The organism is Sulfurimonas sp., from assembly GCF_029027585.1.
In the GTDB taxonomy this organism is placed as follows: domain Bacteria; phylum Campylobacterota; class Campylobacteria; order Campylobacterales; family Sulfurimonadaceae; genus Sulfurimonas.
In genome coordinates, this window is record NZ_CP093397.1 from 1,084,992 (window position 1) to 1,104,212 (window position 19,221).

At 33.1% G+C, this 19,221-nt stretch carries 22 protein-coding genes; 10 read left to right on the top strand and 12 right to left on the bottom strand.

Going from position 1 to position 19,221, the window contains the following annotated elements; genetic code table 11:
- Position 1 precedes the first annotated feature (1 nt).
- From MOV50_RS05670 to recA, 4 genes are all read right to left on the bottom strand, one after another.
- A complete protein-coding gene (locus MOV50_RS05670) occupies positions 2-649 on the bottom strand; it encodes an AMIN domain-containing protein (RefSeq protein ID WP_321779425.1) in 648 nt (215 codons plus the stop codon).
- Positions 650-686: 37 nt separating this feature from the next.
- Entirely contained in the window at positions 687-965 is a 279-nt protein-coding gene (locus tag MOV50_RS05675; protein ID WP_321779426.1) for a hypothetical protein, read from the bottom strand.
- A gap of 9 nt (positions 966-974) precedes the next feature.
- Positions 975-2,240 (bottom strand): phosphopyruvate hydratase, encoded by a 1,266-nt coding sequence (gene eno / locus MOV50_RS05680; protein ID WP_321779427.1) that lies wholly within the window; start codon positions 2,238-2,240, stop codon positions 975-977.
- A gap of 70 nt (positions 2,241-2,310) precedes the next feature.
- The gene (gene recA / locus MOV50_RS05685) at positions 2,311-3,348 is read right to left on the bottom strand and encodes a recombinase RecA (RefSeq protein ID WP_321779428.1); all 1,038 of its coding nucleotides are present in this window, start codon (positions 3,346-3,348) and stop codon (positions 2,311-2,313) included.
- Positions 3,349-3,502: 154 nt separating this feature from the next.
- On the opposite strand from recA, the gene MOV50_RS05690 reads away from it, so the two are divergent.
- The 3 genes from MOV50_RS05690 to MOV50_RS05700 are packed head-to-tail and all read left to right on the top strand — an operon-like array spanning position 3,503 to position 5,457.
- Positions 3,503-4,366 (top strand): menaquinone biosynthesis family protein, encoded by an 864-nt coding sequence (locus MOV50_RS05690; protein WP_321779429.1) that lies wholly within the window; start codon positions 3,503-3,505, stop codon positions 4,364-4,366.
- Between the two features lie 3 nt (positions 4,367-4,369).
- On the top strand, positions 4,370-4,636 hold the full coding sequence (gene fliQ, locus MOV50_RS05695; RefSeq protein WP_321779430.1) for a flagellar biosynthesis protein FliQ: 267 nt from the start codon (positions 4,370-4,372) through the stop codon (positions 4,634-4,636).
- A complete protein-coding gene (locus MOV50_RS05700) occupies positions 4,636-5,457 on the top strand; it encodes a UDP-N-acetylmuramate dehydrogenase (protein ID WP_321779431.1) in 822 nt (273 codons plus the stop codon). Before fliQ ends, MOV50_RS05700 begins: the two co-directional genes overlap by 1 nt.
- Here the strand turns inward: MOV50_RS05700 and MOV50_RS05705 are convergent.
- The 8 genes from MOV50_RS05705 to MOV50_RS05740 form a co-directional block, all read right to left on the bottom strand.
- Positions 5,454-6,218 (bottom strand): TIGR04219 family outer membrane beta-barrel protein, encoded by a 765-nt coding sequence (locus MOV50_RS05705; RefSeq protein ID WP_321779432.1) that lies wholly within the window; start codon positions 6,216-6,218, stop codon positions 5,454-5,456. The two genes, MOV50_RS05700 and MOV50_RS05705, sit on opposite strands and share 4 nt — an antisense overlap.
- Positions 6,219-6,369: 151 nt before the next feature.
- Complete coding sequence (gene tpx / locus MOV50_RS05710; RefSeq protein ID WP_321779433.1) at positions 6,370-6,885, bottom strand: thiol peroxidase; 516 nt, start codon at positions 6,883-6,885, stop codon at positions 6,370-6,372.
- Between the two features lie 188 nt (positions 6,886-7,073).
- Positions 7,074-8,051 carry a tRNA (adenosine(37)-N6)-threonylcarbamoyltransferase complex transferase subunit TsaD gene (gene tsaD, locus MOV50_RS05715; protein WP_321779434.1) on the bottom strand — a complete coding sequence of 326 codons (978 nt, stop codon included), beginning with the start codon at positions 8,049-8,051 and terminating at the stop codon, positions 7,074-7,076.
- On the bottom strand, positions 8,048-8,182 hold the full coding sequence (locus tag MOV50_RS05720; protein WP_321779435.1) for a hypothetical protein: 135 nt from the start codon (positions 8,180-8,182) through the stop codon (positions 8,048-8,050). The genes tsaD and MOV50_RS05720 overlap by 4 nt, the downstream gene beginning before the upstream one ends.
- Positions 8,183-9,253, bottom strand: a complete 1,071-nt coding sequence (gene dxr / locus MOV50_RS05725; RefSeq protein ID WP_321779436.1) for a 1-deoxy-D-xylulose-5-phosphate reductoisomerase — start codon at positions 9,251-9,253, stop codon at positions 8,183-8,185. It lies immediately after the preceding gene.
- Positions 9,254-10,018, bottom strand: coding sequence for a phosphatidate cytidylyltransferase (locus tag MOV50_RS05730; protein ID WP_321779437.1), 765 nt, complete (start codon positions 10,016-10,018; stop codon positions 9,254-9,256). It lies immediately after the preceding gene.
- A 46-nt stretch (positions 10,019-10,064) separates the two neighbouring features.
- Complete coding sequence (locus MOV50_RS05735; RefSeq protein WP_321779438.1) at positions 10,065-10,370, bottom strand: hypothetical protein; 306 nt, start codon at positions 10,368-10,370, stop codon at positions 10,065-10,067.
- A gap of 117 nt (positions 10,371-10,487) precedes the next feature.
- Positions 10,488-11,816: an NFACT family protein gene (locus MOV50_RS05740; protein WP_321779439.1), complete on the bottom strand. Its 1,329-nt coding sequence runs from the start codon at positions 11,814-11,816 to the stop codon at positions 10,488-10,490.
- A gap of 320 nt (positions 11,817-12,136) precedes the next feature.
- Here MOV50_RS05740 and MOV50_RS05745 point away from each other — a divergent pair, with 320 nt between their 5' ends.
- From MOV50_RS05745 to MOV50_RS05775, 7 genes are read left to right on the top strand one after another with little or no spacing between them, the layout of a single operon-like run.
- Complete coding sequence (locus tag MOV50_RS05745) at positions 12,137-14,050, top strand: TonB-dependent receptor plug domain-containing protein (protein ID WP_321779440.1); 1,914 nt, start codon at positions 12,137-12,139, stop codon at positions 14,048-14,050.
- Positions 14,051-14,057: 7 nt separating this feature from the next.
- Positions 14,058-14,885, top strand: a complete 828-nt coding sequence (locus tag MOV50_RS05750) for a helical backbone metal receptor (RefSeq protein WP_321779441.1) — start codon at positions 14,058-14,060, stop codon at positions 14,883-14,885.
- On the top strand, positions 14,886-15,941 hold the full coding sequence (locus tag MOV50_RS05755; protein WP_321779442.1) for a TIGR00303 family protein: 1,056 nt from the start codon (positions 14,886-14,888) through the stop codon (positions 15,939-15,941).
- 4 nt (positions 15,942-15,945) lie between these two features.
- A complete protein-coding gene (locus tag MOV50_RS05760; RefSeq protein ID WP_321779443.1) occupies positions 15,946-16,440 on the top strand; it encodes a bifunctional adenosylcobinamide kinase/adenosylcobinamide-phosphate guanylyltransferase in 495 nt (164 codons plus the stop codon).
- Positions 16,437-17,159: an adenosylcobinamide-GDP ribazoletransferase gene (locus MOV50_RS05765; RefSeq protein WP_321779444.1), complete on the top strand. Its 723-nt coding sequence runs from the start codon at positions 16,437-16,439 to the stop codon at positions 17,157-17,159. The genes MOV50_RS05760 and MOV50_RS05765 overlap by 4 nt, the downstream gene beginning before the upstream one ends.
- Positions 17,156-17,722, top strand: coding sequence for a histidine phosphatase family protein (locus tag MOV50_RS05770; RefSeq protein WP_321779445.1), 567 nt, complete (start codon positions 17,156-17,158; stop codon positions 17,720-17,722). Before MOV50_RS05765 ends, MOV50_RS05770 begins: the two co-directional genes overlap by 4 nt.
- Before the next feature lie 3 nt (positions 17,723-17,725).
- Positions 17,726-19,177, top strand: coding sequence for an N-6 DNA methylase (locus MOV50_RS05775; protein ID WP_321779446.1), 1,452 nt, complete (start codon positions 17,726-17,728; stop codon positions 19,175-19,177).
- The last annotated feature ends 44 nt before the right edge of the window (positions 19,178-19,221 follow it).

The following is a 19,221-nucleotide window of genomic DNA, read 5'->3' on the forward strand; positions in this document are numbered from 1 at the left end:
ATTATCTAAGCTTAAAAATATACCCATTTGATACTTTACTCATTTTGTATCTATATCTTCCATCAAGTTCGATAACCGCTCTGTAATAACCCTCATGATTTCCAACTCTAACCTTACAAAAGATTCCTTTTTTGTTCTCTTTAGAGTAACTTTTTAAACTTGTATCTCTTTTAAAATCTATAACTATTCTGTGTGGCGCTGGGAGCAAAAAGTTTCTAATGATTTTATCTTTTGTTATTATTTTAAGAGTTTTTTTAGATGATAAGAAAGTTGCATATTTTATAGATGCTATTTTTTTATATTTAGTTTTTTTCTTTTGTTTAGATTTAATAGCTATATTTTTAGATTCTACGATTGGTGCTTCATAACTTTGTGATATAAATACAGGTAGATGCCAGTCAACACTATTGTTAAGGGTTATACTTCTTGTTTGTATTGATGCATCTAGGTTTTCATATTCAATAGTTACTTTTTTTATTATTCTCGCACTTGAGGGTAGAGTGATTGATGAACGCTTTAGTGGGGAGAGTGATTTTACAGTGTTTGAAGTGTAGGTCATATCCTTTTCTCCTTTGGGAGGGAAAAAAGGATTTTCTCTAGCTTCTAATGACAGAAGTAGCAAGGATGAAACAAATAAAACTTTAATCAAATCTACCCCTAAATTTATCTCTAAGCATTATATCAAGTTATTGTGCAGAAATTTCTTTGAGTTCGAAATACTCTCTTTGAAGTTCAGCATTTTCATCTTTAAGTCTATAAACTTCACTTTGAAGATAGTCTTCATAATCTTGAAGTTCAAAGAGAACTTCTAAAGAATTTGTTCCATAAAGTAATATCCCTATATAGATGCCAACCACTAAAACTATTAAAAATAAAAATAAAAACTTTGCTAAAGAGAGCCCCAAATATTTCTGTGTAATACTTTGGGAGTCGTCTATATCTTCATAAAGTTCTTCATTCTGCATAATTTTTACTTAGTTAAAGATTCTTGACCCTAAATACTCGCCATACATAACTTCATTTTCTATTTCTAAAATACGGTTGTATTTAGCAGTTCTCTCACCACGAGCGGTTGAACCTGTCTTAATTTGACCACAGTTTAATGCTACTGCAAAGTCAGCTATGAAAGCATCTTCACTCTCACCAGAACGATGACTCATAACACAAGTATACCCATTTCTTTGAGCTAAACGAACCGTCAACATAGTTTCACTTACTGAACCTATTTGATTTGGTTTTATAAGGATTGAGTTTGCTATCTCTTTGTTGATACCTTCATTTAAAATATTTACATTTGTAACAAAAAGGTCATCTCCAACTATTTGAATTTTATCGCCAAGCTTCTCAGTCATTAGCTTAAATCCATCCCAATCATCTTCACTTAAACCATCTTCGATAGAAACTATTGGATATTTAGCGCATAAATCAGCGTAATAATCAACTAACTCAGCAGAACTTACTGTACGATTTTCCGAGTCAAGTCTATATCCGCCATCTACAACAAGCTCAGATGCTGCTACATCTAAAGCGATTGCGATTTGTTCACCTGCTTTATATCCAGCTTTTTCAATCGCTTCTAAAATAACTTGTATTGGTTCTTCATTTGAAGATAAATCTGGAGCAAATCCACCTTCATCACCAAGAGCAGTATTGTGTTTGTTAGATTTTAGTATAGCTTTTAGGCTGTGGTAAACTTCAGCAGATGCGCGTAAACCTTCTGCAAAATCAGTAAAACCAACAGGAACAATCATATACTCTTGAAAGTCAACAGAGTTATCAGCATGTGAACCACCATTTATGATGTTTAACATTGGAGTAGGAATAGTCATAGCATTTGCACCACCAAGGTAACGATAAAGTGGCATACCTAAACTTTTAGCAGCCGCGCGAGCAACAGCCATAGAAACACCAAGAACAGAATTTGCTCCTAAATTTCCATAGTTCTCTGTGCCATCAACTTCTTTCATAATAGCATCTATCATCGCTTGGTTAAAAGGAGATTGTCCAATAAGAGCATCTGAGAGTTCATTGTTAACATGAGAAACAGCTTTTAAAACACCCTTCCCCTTATAGCGTTCATCTCCATCACGAAGTTCTAATGCTTCACGCTTACCTGTACTTGCTCCAGAAGGAACAATAGCACTCTCAATTGTTCCATCACTTAACTCTACTGTCGCTTTAACTGTAGGATTTCCACGAGAATCCATTACTTCAATTGCACTAACGCTATCAATAAACATCTATCTACCTTTATGCTTTTATATTCTTAGCATTTTATCTAAAATTTGTTAAGAGTAAGTTTATTTCAACCTAAGCATCTGAATCATCTATCTCACTTGTATCCATAACCATAACATTACTAATACCCATAGCTATTTTTATTTTTTCTTCTATCTCAGCTGCTAATTCTGGTTCATCTTTAAACTTAGCCTTAACATTTTCACGCCCCTGACCAAGTTTTGTTTCCTCGTAAGAAAACCAAGCTCCACTTTTATCAATTATGTCCAATTTAACACCATAATCAACTAGCTCACCCTCTTTTGAGATTCCTTCTCCAAACATTATGTCAAATTCTGCCTGACGAAATGGTGGTGCTACTTTATTTTTGATAACTTTTGCTTTAACACGATTACCTATTTGGCTTTCACCCTGTTTCAAAGAAGCGATTCTTCTTACATCTATACGAACAGAAGAATAAAATTTTAGAGCATTACCACCAGTTGTTGTTTCAGGAGAACCATACCCCATCATTCCAATCTTCATACGAAGCTGATTAATAAAAATAACTGTACAGTTCATTTTAGAAAGAACCCCAGTAAGTTTTCTAAGTGCTTTTGACATTAATCTAGCTTGAAGACCAACTTGCTGATCACTCATCTCACCCTCTAATTCTACTTTGGGAGTAAGTGCTGCAACAGAATCAATAACGATTAAATCAATTGCCCCACTTCTAGCAATTGTTTCAACAATATCAAGAGCTTGCTCACCATAATCAGGTTGAGAAACAAGTAGATTCTCAACATCAACACCAAGATTTTTAGCATATACAACATCAAGAGCATGTTCTGCATCTATAAATGCACATATTCCTCCTGCTTTTTGACACTCTGCTGTTATTTGAAGTGCTAAAGTAGTTTTACCAGAACTCTCAGGTCCATAAATTTCTACAACTCGACCCTGAGGAATTCCACCAATACCAAGTGCCAAATCAAGCCCTATAGAGCCTGTGCTAATAGATTGCATTGGCTGAATATCTTTATCACCAAGGCGCATTAAAGCACCCTTACCAAATGCTTTATCAATCTGCTTCATCGCTAAGTCTAATGCTTTTTGTTTATTTGCGTCCATTTGTGGCTCACTTATTTTAAATTTTGAGTAATTGTATATGAATTTACGAAACTTTTTAAAAAGTATTGCAATTTGTCATATTTTATATCTTATTTCTCTATAACTTTTTTCTATATTGGCAGGATTTTATCCTAATTTGGTTAAAATATAAGTTATGAAAACAACTTTAATAGCCCACTCTCCTGACGCCGATGATATATTTATGTACTATGCCATAAAATTTGGTTGGGTAGATATGGAAAATACTCTTTTTGATAATGTTGCAAAAGATATTCAAACTTTAAATGAAGACGCATTAAATGGTGTTTATGACATAGTTGCTATAAGTTTTGCACTTTATCCGCACATAAAAGATGATTATGCCCCACTAAGAACTGCTGTTAGTTTTGGTGAAGGTTATGGTCCTAAACTCATCAAGAAAAAAGGCGTTAAACTCAAAAGAAACTTCAAAGTAGCTCTTAGTGGAAAACACACTACAAATGCTATGCTTTTTCGTATAGCCTACCCAGATGCCAGAATAACATACATGAACTTCTTAGAAATAGAACAAGCAGTTTTAGATGGAGTTGTTCATGCAGGTGTTTTGATACATGAGAGCATCTTAACTTATGATGAAGCCTTAGAAGTTGAGAGAGAGATGTGGGATATTTGGCAAGAGTTAGCGGGAGATTATTTACCTCTTCCTCTTGGGGGCATGGCAATTCGCCGTTCACTTCCACTAAACAAAGCTATTGAATATGAAGCAACTTTAACAAAAGCTGTAAAAGTAGCACGAGAACATAAAGATAGACTCTCTAAAATGCTTATTGAAAGAGATTTAGTTCGCATTGATGCCCAAACCTTAGACAAATACCTAGAACTTTATGCAAATGATGACTCTATAACTCTTAGCGATATTCAATACAAAGCGATAAATAAACTTTTTGAGATAGGGTATAAACATGGCTTTTACGATGCACAAGTTAATGTGCAAGACTTTATGATTCCAACAGAATATAAAGAACTTAGGAACTCATAAATAATGGAAGCAAAACTAATCGCATTAGGAGTTGAAACTTTTAAAACAGCCCTTATTTTAGCTCTTCCTGGTTTACTAACAGGTATGTTTATAGGTTTGGCTGTAAGTATTTTTCAAGCAACTACGCAAATAAATGAAATGACTCTATCTTTTATTCCTAAGATTATTGGTGTTGTTGTTGTGATTATTTTAACAATGCCTTGGATGCTAAATGTAATGACAGACTTTGCAACAAATGTCTTTGGTATGATGACTGAATTTATAGAGTGATGAGTTCTAAAAAAATAAACTTCTCAACATTTTCTTCTATAAAAATAGGTCCAAGCCTTGATGTAAAACTTTTAGAAGAGGTAAATGATTTTACAAAAGAGTATTATCTCATAGGCTCTTGCAATAATATTTTACTTGGCAATAACCCTCCAAAACTAATGAAACTCTCTAAAATATATGATTATATAAAAATAGAAGATGCTATTTTAAAAATCGGCGCGGCAACACCATCTGGTAAGATAGCTTCTTTTTGTAAAAAAAACAATATTGCAAATTTTGAATTTGTATCTCATCTGCCAGGGACATTAGGTGGTTTGCTTTTTATGAATGCTGGCCTAAAAGAGTATGAAATCTTTAATCAACTCATATCTATAAAAACTTGTAATGGTAAAAAACTAAAAAAAGATATAGATTTTGGTTATAGATATACAGATATTAACTCTCCTATTTTACAAGCTACCTTTCATCTAAACTTTGGATTTAATGAAGATAAAATAGATATGTTTAAAAAGATGCGCTTAAATCAACCAAGTACACCATCGGCAGGTAGTTGTTTTAAAAACCCTAAAGGCGATTATGCAGGAAGACTTATAGAAGAAGTTGGACTAAAGGGCAAAAGAATTGGGGATATGGAGTTTAGTACAAAACATGCAAATTTTTTAGTAAATCATGGAAATGGAATATTTGAAGATGCTATCTCTCTCATACAAGAAGCTCAAAAAAAAGTTTATGAAAAATTTAATATTTGGCTAGAGTGTGAAGTAAAGATTTTGGATAAAGACTATATGAGTGACTCTTCGCCACTCATAAAAAAGAGTTAGAAACGAAGCATTAAACCTGCATAAACACCTGAAAAATCTAAATCCACATTAGCATCTCCTGCACTATCGTCTTCAAGTTTGATTTTTTGTATTCTATATCCTAATTCTATTGCTGGTTTTATAGGCGACTTTATATCAAAAGTATAGTCAATTTTAACACGAGCATCATATACGGTGTTGCCCCCATAAGAAATATACTTTAGATCACTCTCTAAGCCTATATTTGTTTTAGGAATCTCAACTCTTGCTCTTAAATATACAAGAGGGATAACTACTGTTTTTGAGTCGCTATAGTCTGTAGTTACTGCATCTACAACAACGGCATCTACCTCATACTTTATATCTGCCACTTTCAAGTCTAGTCCTAAGTCTAGTGTTATCCATAATGTATTATCAAGTATATTGTAGTAAGGAATAATATCAAACTCTGTTACACCTAAAGTTGTTTTTGAATTTGTTGGAGCAGTAAAGTTTTTAAATGAACCTGTTGCTAAACCATTGTTATTTAAGTTTGCATACTCTAGTCTTAAATTTGGTAAAATAGGTACTGGATGTTTTAGTAAAACCCACAAATAAGCTTGTGTTTGAGAATCCTCTTTTGATTTATCAGTAGCTGTAACATTACTAGCATCTGTATAGCTAAGCTCTCCACTTGAAGCCTGAGCCCAAGCACCAACACCTAATTCAACTTTTATAGCATTTGCACTTAAACTTGAGGCTAAAATAACTACACATGCTAATGTTGTCAATATTTTTTTCATTAAAATATCCTTTGATTGTTTATATCATTATATCAAAGAGTTTTAAAAGGAATCTTTAGAGCAAAAGCTCTAAAGTGGAAGAAAAAGCTACTCAGGGGGAAGAAAAGTAGCTTTTATGAAAATAATCTTTTAGTTATGTTGAGGGGTTATCTTATAAAGCTGCTTTTGCTGCTGCTAAAGCTTCTTCATAGTTAGGCTCAGTTGTAATTTCTGGAACAACTTGCTTATAAGTTACTTTTCCATCTTTACCGATTACAAAAATAACTCTTGCAGTGATACCAGCTAAAGGACCATCAGCTAAAAGAACACCATAGTTGTTAGCGAAATCTTTGTTTCTAAAGTCAGAACATACTTTTAAGTTACTGATTCCAGCTGCTCCACACCATCTTGCTGCTGCAAAAGGTAAGTCCATAGAAACTGTAATAACTTCAACGCCTTCTAAAGATGCTGCTTCAGTGTTAAATCTTCTTGTTTCAGCGTCACAAACACCTGTATCTAAAGATGGTACTGCTACTACTAGTTGAACTTTACCTTCTCCACCGATTTGCTCATCTTGAAGCATTGGATCACAGTTTACTACTGTTGTTACTGGTGCTACATCACCTACATTTATTTCTGTTCCTGCTAAATTACATACGATGTCATTTTTGAAAGTTACTGTTGCCATTTTGGCTCCTTGTGTTTTAGTTTAAATTTTATTTTTGCTTTTATTGCTTCATACTTAAATGAGCAAAAAGAGAATCACTTTTATAGATTATAAGTGATTTATTAATTGGACGGGGGAATTATATGTTAAATCGGATAAAAATTGTCTTGTTTAGATTTATGCTATTTTTTATTAAGTTTTGATTAAGATTATAAAGAGCTTCTTGGAGATATGGCTAACTTTTCTAAGTCACTAAACATCTCTTTTTCATACATCTCTACTGCTACTCTTCCAATCATTGCCGCGTTATCAGAACACCACTTTAGGTCACTTAAAAGTAATTTTGCCTTATGTGGTTTTAAAAGTTCTTCTATCTGAGAGCGTAAGTAAAGGTTCGCACTAGCCCCACCAACAATAGCGAAAGTTTTTGGAGCAGTAGTTTTAAAATATTTTTTTAATTTTTGTGTAAGATGAGCAGATGCTATATGCTCAAATGAAGCAGCAATATCTTTATAGTCTTCTTTTGGTGTTTTTTCAATCGCTAATCTAACTGCATTTTTAAGTCCAGAATATGAAAAAGCTATAAGAGGAGATTGTGAAAGAGGAATAGTAAAGTTAAACTTTTTTCTATCTCCATCTTTTGCCAATTTTTCTATAAGTGGACCACCGGGATAACCAAGCCCCATCATTTTAGCCACCTTGTCAAAACTCTCTCCAAAACTATCGTCCATACTTTTTGCAACGGTTTGTATATCTGTTAATGATTTTACTTGCATAACTTGAGTATGTCCACCAGAAACTAAAAGAACTGTTAACGGAAACAGTGTTGGTTTATCTATAAACAAAGAGTAAATATGACCAACTAAATGATTTACCCCAATAAGAGGTATATCAAGAGCAACTGCAATAGCCTTTGCCATCGTTACGCCCTCAACAAGAGTTACTGCTAATCCAGGAGTAGAAGTTACTGCTACTGCCTTTAAGTCTTTAAAATAAGGTTCACACTCTGCTAAAATATTTGGTAAAGCTTCAGCGTGAAGTCTGGCTGCGAGTTCAGGAACAACACCGCCATAAACACTATGCTCTAATTCTTGAGATATTTTTTTATGGAAAATGAGTTTTTTTGTTTTTATATCTGTAATGGCTATAGCACTATCATCACAGCTACTTTCTATACTAAGAATCATTTTCCTTGTTCCTCTCGAAATTTCTTATCCCAAATAGCTAGACCAATAGCAGCTACTACAAGTAGACCAAACATTATTCCCCATGTAAGCAGGTCGCCACCACTAGTAGCTTTATCTATTTGATCAGTCATCTATTCTATTCCTTTAATAAACTCTCTTACTTCTTTATCTAAAGCAAAAACATCATCAACACTATTAGGCATCTGCGAAAAATTCTCAAAAGCTTTTATGATTGTTTTACTAATATCCATAAAACCTATTTCTTTATTTATAAATCTTTCTATCGCAACTTCATTTGCAGCATTTACTACTAAGCCTCTTATCGGATTTTTTAGTAGTTCTTCTTTGATTTCCCAAATAGGATAACGATTTTTCTCTATTTTTCTAAATTCTAAGTTTCCGACTTCTAGCAAATCAACATGTTTTAAAATCTGCTCATCCATCCGTTCATCTAGAGCATACGCTATTGGGAGTTGCATACTTGCGTTTGCAAAGTGAGCCGTAGTTGAGCCATCTTTAAAGTCTATAAGTGCGTGAATAAGGGATTTTGTTTCGATGATAGCGTCGTATTGACCTTCCCCAAAAAGCCATCTTGCTTCAAGTAGTTCAAATATTTTGTTTACCATTGTTGCACTGTCTATGGTTATTTTTTGCCCCATCGACCAGTTTGGATGTTTTTGTGTATCTGCCAAAGTTGCATTTTGAAGTTTGTTAATATCCCAGTCACGAAAAGCTCCACCACTTGCCGTGATAATCATCTTTTGGACTGGTCTATCTTGCATCAAATACCAAAGCCCAAAATGTTCACTATCTATGGGTTGGATTTTACTTACATCTATAAATGCTCCACAAGCAACTAAACTTTCTTTATTTGCAAGTGCAACCTTTTTACCTGCATCTATGGCTGTAAGTGTAGGACGAAGACCTAAAAAACCGACAAGAGCATTAACGACTAACTCTGATTTAGCATCTTTTATAACTTCTAAAATAGCATCTTGACCTGAAAAAACATTTTTATGATTTACATTTTTTATATCTTTTGCATCTGCAACAACAACAACTTTTGGTTGATGCTCTAAAATCTGTTCATTTAGAAGTTTAATATTTTTTCCACAAACTAAGGCTTCAACTTTTATATTGAATTTTTTAGCAACTTTTAAAGTATTTACACCTATTGAACCTGTTGAGCCTAAAAGTATCACCTATACAAGCCCACGAAGTAAAACCAACATCACAATCGAACCAAAAAGATAACCATCTATTCTATCGAGTATGCCACCATGTCCGGGGAGAATGTCACCGCTATCTTTTACTCCAGCACTTCTTTTTAAACTACTCTCAAATAAATCACCAAAAATAGAACTTGTTGCAACCATAAATGAGATGATAAAAGATATACTTAAATCAACTATGCTCAAACCTACAAACATTCCACCAAGTGTTGCAACGACTATGCCACCAACAACACCCTCCATAGTTTTGTTTGGAGAAGTTTCACAAAATGGTGTTTTACCCATGCTTTTACCAACGGCGTAAGCACCAACATCAGTCAAAGCAACTACTGCTAGTAACCAAAGGAGTGAAATGACGCCATACTCTTGGTACATTGTAAAGATAAAAAGCATTCCAGCGGTTGGATATATAAAAGGAAAAAAGTTATTCCAAGTTAGTTCTTTGTTAAAAGCGATAGCACTTGCATAAGCAACTCCAGCTAAAACAAAAAGGTCATCACCATAAGGATAGATGCCAGCCATAAGCCAAACACCAAGAGCAATAACGAGAAGAGAATCATTTTTTACTTCAAAAAGTTTTTGAGCCTCTTTAAAAGCTAAAAGATAAACTACGCCAAGAAATGCCCACATCATAAAAAAGTTGTCTATAAAACCTATGAGTAAAACAAAACCAATAAGCGAAAAACCTGTGACAACTCTTTCTTTACTAACATTCATAGAGTTTAAAAAGTTCATGAAATTTCCTAAATATTATAATTTGTAATTTATGAATTATACCAAATCACACTTTAATATCTAGTTTATAAATGGGGAACTCGTTTTCTTTTTCATCTTCTTCATCTTCATCATGTTCTGCTCTTGCTGTTTCTTGGTCAGCTTCATTTTTTTCATGTTCTCTATCTGGATCAACTTCATGATTTTCTTCAGCAGGACGAACTTCTAAAACTTTTTCATCTTTTTCATTTACAGCAGCTTGAGCGACCATGTTTTGAAAATCAACACGATTATTATGAGCACTTTGTACAGAAGATACACTTGCTGTCATTTGATTTGTAAAGATTGCACTTCCTATCGCACCAACAGCCATAATGTTTCCTTTAATTTATTTCATAAATTCAAGGGACCTTTTACTCTAATAGTCCCATAAAGGAACTAGTCCCTTTATTCCGCTTGCGCCGCTGAGGCGACTAAAGTTATTTTAAATTTATGTTCTTGTATCTACCTCTATTGTTTTGTACTTATTGTACAACACATTTGCACCACTTTGTATAGTTACTTCTCTTCTAGGAGTATAATCGACCAAAAACTTATCTTTTTGAATTGTTGTAAAATCTACACACAACCTTCCAGCCGCATCTATAATCTTTAAAGGTAGATTTTGCTTATCAGTTGTGATGATAACATGAGCAGATGGACGCTCTTTCATGTGAACCCAAATATCTCTTGCTCTTGCATTTTTTAAAACTTCTATATTGCCTTTTTCATTTTTACCAAGTTGAACCTTGTAGCCTTCTATCCAAAATATTTCAACAGAATCATTTATTTTTATTTTCTTTGTTTGAATTTTAGGAGGAAAAAGAAGCTGAATCTTTGCCACATCTTTTGCCTCTTTAACCGTATGTATAAAAAGCTCAATATGTGCTATTTTAGAACTTAAAGACTCTTTTTCGATGTATAGATGCTTAACTTTTTGTTTCGCTTTTTTACTTCTTGAGAAAAGCGAAGATGCCATTAAAGCAGGGGTTGAAAGCTCTTTATGGAGTTCTATTACCAAAGGTGTTCCATCATAATCATTTAAATTTAAAGTTTTTTGATAAGATTTAATATTGTGAATATTTGCTAAAACTATATTCCCATGGTGCTGACACTTTTGCACTTCATTTTTTAGTTTTGTTTCATCATCAAGTAAATCATAAAGTTTTTGTAGTTTTTTAAGCTTTTTGTTTAAAAAAAGAATCTTTTGTTTTTTAAGCGAGTCTAATCTGTTTTTTACTTCCTTTTCATACTCATCATATAAAAATCTTTCTACATCTTCAAGTGGGTACTCTTTTGCCACAAAAGGAGCAGGTAAAACATTTAAAAGTTTTTGTCCAACTCTAATCTCACGAAATGAAGAAAACAAATCAACATGACGCAAGGCTTCAAGAACGACCTCATGTTCATCTAAAATAACTACATTTGTGTATTTGCCAGTAAATTCAAACTGTAAAAGTGTAGTTTCTTCTTTATATGCAGATGCTATGGAGGTAGTAAATCTTAAGATTTTATCATCATTTAAAAGCTCCACTCCTAAGATATTTGCTCTGTTAAAGCGTTTTGCCAAGATGACATCAAAAGGAGCATTATAAACTTTTGAACGAGCGTAAGAGGAGCATCTAAACATCTTAGAGTTTGAGCGTTGCATCTCAAAGTAAAGCTCATCATTTTTATCAAAAGCTATTTTTATAATGGTATCACTTACTCTATAAATGGCAGAAATTTTTTTAAATTTAAGTAGATAGTTTTTTATTTGTTTTAAATGCGATAGTTTCATAAAAGTATTTTATCAGATTTTTTGATATACTTGCAAAAAAATTCAAAAGAGATACAAAGATGAGCCCTAAAGGTTTTGGTAAAAATTACTTCTCCTTAGCAGCAATACAAGCCCATGTTTCACAACAAAAAATTGTGGCTATGTTCTCTTCAACTGCCACTCTTAGTGGAAAACCACTAACAATTAAAATAACCTCACCGCCTTCAACTTAATCTAGATTACTTCATCGTACCTCCTCGCAATGACTGTCATTACGAACAAAGTGAAGTAATCTATAAAATTTATACTATAAAATTTAAAAGATTAAGGACATTATAATAATGCAAAAAACAATCAAACTATCATTAGTTTTAGTCGCTTTTTTAAGCTCTCTTAACGCCCAAGACACAAAAACAATAGTTTTAAATCCACTAAGTATCACCTCAACTGCCATAAAAACAGATGAGTTAAGATCTACAGATGCCGTAGAAGTTTATACACAAAAAGATATCCAAAAAGCCAATGTAAGAAATGTATATGAGTTTTTAAACCAACAAACTTCTGTTACAGCAACACCTAGCTATGGAAATCCTTTTTCTCAAAAACTTGATATGCGTGGATATGGTGGAGATGGCTATCAAAATATCGTTATCATAGTTAATGGTAGAAAACTAAACAATGTAGATGGAGTGCCTCAACTACTATCATCTATCTCACCAACATCTATCAGTCGCATTGAAATTATAAAATCTAGTGGTATTGTAGTTGCGGGAGATGGCGCGAATGCTGGTGTTATCAACATTACTACAAAACAAAACAATGACAAAGAACTTTCATTTTATGGAGGAACTTATGGAACAGCATCTGGTTCATTTTATCTTGGTCACAAAGATGATAAACTAGCTATTTCTGCAAGTGGTGAAGCTCAAAAAAATAATGGTATTAGAGATATTGATACAAATGGAAATAAAGACAAAAACCAACTCTCAACAGCAACACTCAACATATCATATAGACCTATTGAGAGTTTAGAATTAAGAGCTGGAATCTCTAGTGCTAGAACAGATGTTATCTACGCTGGGAGTTTAACTCAAGCAGAGTATGATGAAGACCCAACTCAAATGAGTAATGCTTGGTCTGCTTTTACACAACAATCTTATGATACAGATGCACTAAGTGCTGGAGTGGGATATGACATAAACGATAAGCTTATTGTAAATATAGATGGTTCAAGAGAGAGAAAAAAATCTCAATACGGTTCAGGAGATCCAGCGCATTATCTGTATGACAGCGTTAAGATAAAAGTGGATTATGAAAGTGAGAGTTTCAATCTCTCAGTTGGATATGATGATTACAACTACAATAGAAAAAATCCAAAGAATGATTTAACAAAGAAAAATAATGCTGGATATATTATGAGTAGTTATGCCCTAAACAACTCTTCTATTAAAGCTGGTTATAGATATGAAAAAGTTTCATTTGAGAGTAAAACAGGAGATAATCAATATGATACGCTTCATGGCGCAGAACTTGGATATAACTACACTTTTGATAATGAAAAATCAATCTTTGTAAACTATGCACATACTTATCAATCAGCAGATTTAGACAGACTCTTTAAGTGGAATACAGGAGTATTTTTAGGTTATGTAAATCCATCTCAGGCAAATAACTTTAACCTTGGATTTAACTATATAACAAAATCGAATAAGTTTAAAATCACAGCTTATTATATTGATTTACAAGATGAAATCTACTATCAACCGCTTTTGTCTTCAGCAAATAAAAATACAAATATAGATAAGTCACACAAATATGGGCTTGATTTATATGATATGTGGCTTGTTTCAAAACAATGGAGTTTAGCATTAAATTATAACTATGTTCAAGCTATCATAGATGAAGAAAAAGAGGGAGGATTTGATTATGCTGGGAAGCATCTACCAGGTGTTTCAGACCATAATGTTAAAGTAACTCTTGGGTTTATGCCAGATGACTTTAGCACAATCGCCCTAACACAAGTTTATCGCTCTCAAGCTTACGCTGCAAATGATTTCAACAATAACTTCTCTCAAAAACAAGATGCTTATATGAGTACAGACCTCTCAGCAACTTATGCTAAAAAATCTTGGGAAGTTTTTGCTAAAATAAATAATCTGTTTAATCAAAAAAATGGTATTTGGATAAGAAACGACTCTATTTATCCTGTAAATTTTACAACAACTGCTCTCGTTGGTTTTAAATTAAAATACTAAAGGTAATATGAAAACACTAATTTTACTTCTATTATCGTTCTTTATACTAAGTGCTAATGAGAGAATCATCTCTCTTAGCCCCTCCATAACTGAGATAGTCTATGCACTTGAAAAAGGTGATTTTCTTGTTGGGACTTCTTCTTTTTCTCTTTACCCTAAACAAGCGCAAAAGCTTCCCATAGTAGGTGGTTATGAAAATCCAAATATTGAAAGAATTTTAGCACTTGAGCCTACTTTAGTAGTTGGACAAAGTTTTAATCAAAGTACTTTAGAAAAGTTAAAATATTTTGAAATTAAAACTTTGATGCTAAATCTGAAAAATATAGAAAATATTAAAAAATCAATAACAATACTTGCATCTGAAATAGCTTCAAAAAAGTATGAAAAACTTATAAAAAGTATAGATGCCCAGATAAAGAATGCTCCTATAAACATAGCTCCACATAGCGTTATGATAGTTTATGGCTTAAGAGAAGACTTACGCTCATCGACTTACATAGCAGGACATAACATATTTTTTGAAGATATCATAAAACTTAGTGGAAACAAAAATGCTTATAGCTCAAACTCCACTTCTCAACCAGTTCTAAATTATGAAAATATCATAGCTTTAAATCCCGACCAAATTATCATTTTACATTCACATGCAACAGAACCAAATGTAGATATTAAAAAAGCCCTTAAAGCTTGGTATCGCTTACCTACAAATGCTTCAAGAAATAAAAACATATCTATCGTTGATGAAGATTATTTACACATTCCATCACATCGTGTGGCATTAACGATTAAAAGACTTTTTCTTGAAATGAACAACAATTATAAAAAGGGAAACTAATTGCAAACACTAAATATTTTTACAAACAAAACTGATTCACTTCCAAAAGGAAAAGCTGACTTTTTACTAGGGGCATCTATCACAAGAACTTGTGAAATAGAGGGTATAACTCAAGCTGGCATCCCTGGGAAAATTCCACTAACCCCAACCTTAGATGCTGAATTTATAATAAATGAAAAAGTTTTCTCTATGCCTGATTTGGCTGAAACTCCAACAGGCGTTCCAACTCCAGCACTCATAACAAGAGCAGTTCATAATCTTGTACCATTTTCAAATATTGAAATTTTAAATCTTGGTCTAGATGCGATACCTCAAAATACACCTATTTTGAACTTTGGCATCTCCCCCTCAGAGTCAATAACAACGGGAGCAAAGATAGATGCTAAAGAGATGTTTAAAAAGGGAATGATTGCAGGGAAGAACTATGAGTTAAGAGGAAATTATCTCATACTAGGAGAAAGTACGCCTAGCGGGACAACAACAGCGGCAACTACTGCTTTAGCTTTGGGTTATGGCTTAAGAGATGATTTTTCATCAAGTTTTTTAAATGTACCAGATGATATAAAAAACCAAACTATCAACAAAGCAATGGCACTCTTGAATGATGAGATGAATAACTTTGAAAAACTCTCTCTTGTTAGTGATAATATGCTTATCTTTTGTGCAGGTTTCATCATAGAAGCTTCAAGAAGATTTCATATCGTTTTAGCTGGAGGCACACAGATGGCAGCTTGTCTTTTAGTAGCTGACAGACTAAAAGAAGATACTTTCATAAGAGTTAAAAGTGAAAATATAACTTTAGCCACTACTGCTTGGGTAGTTGATGATAAAAACTCTGATATTAAAAAGATACTCTCACAACTTAGCTACACTCCGCATGCTGTTTACACCTCATTTTCCTTTGAGCAAACAGAGATCCCGATTTTAAAAAAATATGATGAAGGTGAGGCAAAAGAAGGCGTAGGAGCGGGGGCATCTCTAGGATATGCAAAGGCTAATAATATAACAAATGAACAACTTTTAGAAGCCATAGAACTTCTAATATATGGAATGTAAAAAGATGAAAGCTCTTTTTATAGGTGGTATTAAAAGTGGTAAAAGTGTAAATGCTCAAAACTATATTTTAAAACTCTCAAGCTCTAAACCATGCTATCTAGCGACAACAGAGTTTATAGATGCGGGTATAAAAGAAAGGATAAAAGAGCATAAAAAAAACAGACACGATAAGTTTAACACCGTTGAAGAGAGTCTTAGCATATACAAAAGTATAAAAGCTAACAAAACTCCTGTGTTAGTTGAGTGTGTTAGTATGTGGATAAACAATATGTTTCATCATGGTTTTAATTTAGCGGATATGAAAAAAGAACTCAAAAAAATTCTAAAACTAGAACAAACAATAGTTTTTGTTTTGAATGATGTTGGTTCAGGTATCATTCCTCAAAATAAACTAGCCAGTGATTTCATAGATGCTAGTGGCATAATTTCTCAGCTAATATCCCAAAATTGCGATGAGGTTTACCATACTATCGCTGGAATTTCTACGAGAATAAAATGAAAAATATTCTAAAAGGTTTTGCCCTATCTCTTAGTATGCTAACAAGCCTACCTTTTTTTAAAGTTCACAATTTTTACAAAGGTATTAACGGTTATGCTGTTATGTTTTACCCACTTGTAGGTTTTTTACTTGGGGTTGCTCTATGGCTAACTCACTCTTTACTTTTTAACTATTTTCAAGCAGAGCATCTAGGCATAATCATTTTCACACTTTTAGTTATCTTAACAGGAGCCTTGCATCTAGATGGTTTAAGTGACACCATAGATGGACTTTTTGTACCCAAGCAAAAAGCGCTTGAAGTTATGAAAGACCCTCATACTGGTGGAATGGGCATGATATTTAGTATCGTTTTTTTAATTTTAAAAGCATCTACCTTTGTAGCCTTTGAAGCTTACTATCTTTTGCCAGTAGTTCTTATGTTCTCTCGTTTTAATGCTGTTTTGGCTATCTACTTATTTCCTTATATTTCTAAAAATGGCATGGGTACCTTAGCAAAAGAAGAGCTAAAAAGTTCTCATGTTCTCATAGCTTTTATCTATATCATGGTTTTAAGTCTATTTAGTTTTTGGCTTTTTATTTTAAGTATTTTAATTTTGTTTGTTATAAAAACATTTTTTGTAAAAAGATATGGTGGTTTTAGTGGAGATATTTATGGTTTTACTATTGAAGTTACAGAACTTATCTTACTAAATGCCATCTTACTTGGTGTTGGACTATGACTTTAACTCTTGTTCGCCACGCCCAAGTAGAAGAAAAATATCTAGGTTGTTATAACGGGCATCTAAACATTGGACTCTCAACTAAAGGTTACGCAGATGCCAAAGACTTAGGCAAACATTTTAAAGCCTCAAACTTTGATGACATCTACTGTTCTGACCTTCTTCGTGCAAAAGAAACACTAAAAGCATTTATAAGTACAGATGCCATAACCTACACAAAAGAGTTAAGAGAGAAATCATGGGGAAAACATGAAGGACTTAGTTTTGATGAGATTTGTACAAAAGACTCACTAAAATATGAAAATTTTATTCAATTTATAGATGCCTTAGATGGACAAAGCATAGAAGATTTTAAAGCAAGAGTAGAGAAGTTTTTTTTCACTACCCTAGCATCTACGCAAAGCAAAAATATTTTAGTTATGACTCACAGTGGTGTTATAAAAACATTTATCTCAATAGTAAAAAACATATCGTTAGAAGAAGCTTTTTCTTACTCTATTCCTTACTCTTCTTTTGTAGTGTATAATAGTGAAACTAATAAACTAACTATGAAGAAGAAATAAAATATGTTTGAACAAACTTTTAAAAATATAGACGATATTCTCCACAAAGATGCAGGGTGTGGAAGTGAGCTTGATTATGTAGAACAAACCTCTTGGGTCTTATTTTTAAAGTACCTTGATGATTTAGAAAAAGATAAACTAACAGCTTGTGAACTTATGGGAACAACTTACACAAATATTATAAAATCTGAGTTTCAATGGAAAACTTGGGCTGCTCCAAAACTATCAAATGGAAAAATCGACCATGATGCTTTAACTGGTGATGATTTATCTGACTTTATAAACAATGAGCTGTTTCCTTACTTTAAAAAGTTTAAAGCAAATGCTGCAAGTGCCAACACTATTGAGTACAAAATCGGTGAAATATTTAGTGAGTTAAAAAACAGAATCCAAAGTGGTTATAATTTGCGTGAAGTAGTAAACCACATTGACGAACTTCGTTTTCAAACACATATACAAAAGCATGAGATGAGCCATCTTTATGAAGGTAAAATCAAAAACATGGGAAATGCAGGGCGAAATGGAGGAGAATATTACACTCCACGACCTCTCATAAAAACCATCATAAAAGTTGTACATCCTAAGATAGGAAATACTATCTATGACGGAGCGGTAGGTTCAGCAGGTTTTTTGGTTGAGGCTTTTGCATACCTAAGTGAAAGTAAAAAACTATCTACTTCAGACATTACAACTTTACAAAAAAACACTTTTTATGGAAAAGAAAAAAAGTCACTAGCTTATATTATCGGCATTATGAATATGATACTCCATGGTGTTGAAGCTCCAAACATCATACATACAAATACTTTAGCCGAAAATTTATCAGACATACAAGAAAAAGACCGTTATGATGTTGTTTTAGCAAATCCACCTTTTGGCGGAAAAGAAAGAGCAGAAGTTCAGCAAAACTTTCCCATAAAAACGGGAGAAACTGCATCTCTATTTTTACAGCATTTCATCAAAATACTTCGAGCGGGAGGCAAGGCAGGTGTAGTTATAAAAAATACTTTTTTAAGTAACACAGACAATGCATCTATAGCCTTAAGAAAAGAGCTTTTAACATCTTGTAATTTGCATACAGTTTTAGACTTACCCGCAGGTACTTTTACAGGTGCAGGTGTTAAAACGGTCGTTCTCTTTTTTGATAAAGGTCTTAGCACAAAAAAAGTTTGGTTTTACTCTCTTAACCTTGATAGAAACCTAGGAAAAACAAACCCTCTAAATGCAAAAGATTTAGCAGAGTTTGTAGAGTTACAAAAAACGAAAGCTGATAGTGAAAACTCTTGGACTTTAAAACTAAAAGATATAGATAAAACTACTTATGATTTGAGTGCTAAAAATCCAAATACTCCAGAAGAAGCACCTCTAAGAAAACCAAAAGAGATTTTAAAAGCTATGGCGGAGTTAGATAAAGAGAGTGAAAATATTCTTAAAACTATTAAAGGCTTAGTGTGAAAAATAAAGTCCAAATATTTGAAACAAAAAATGTTAGGAGCCAT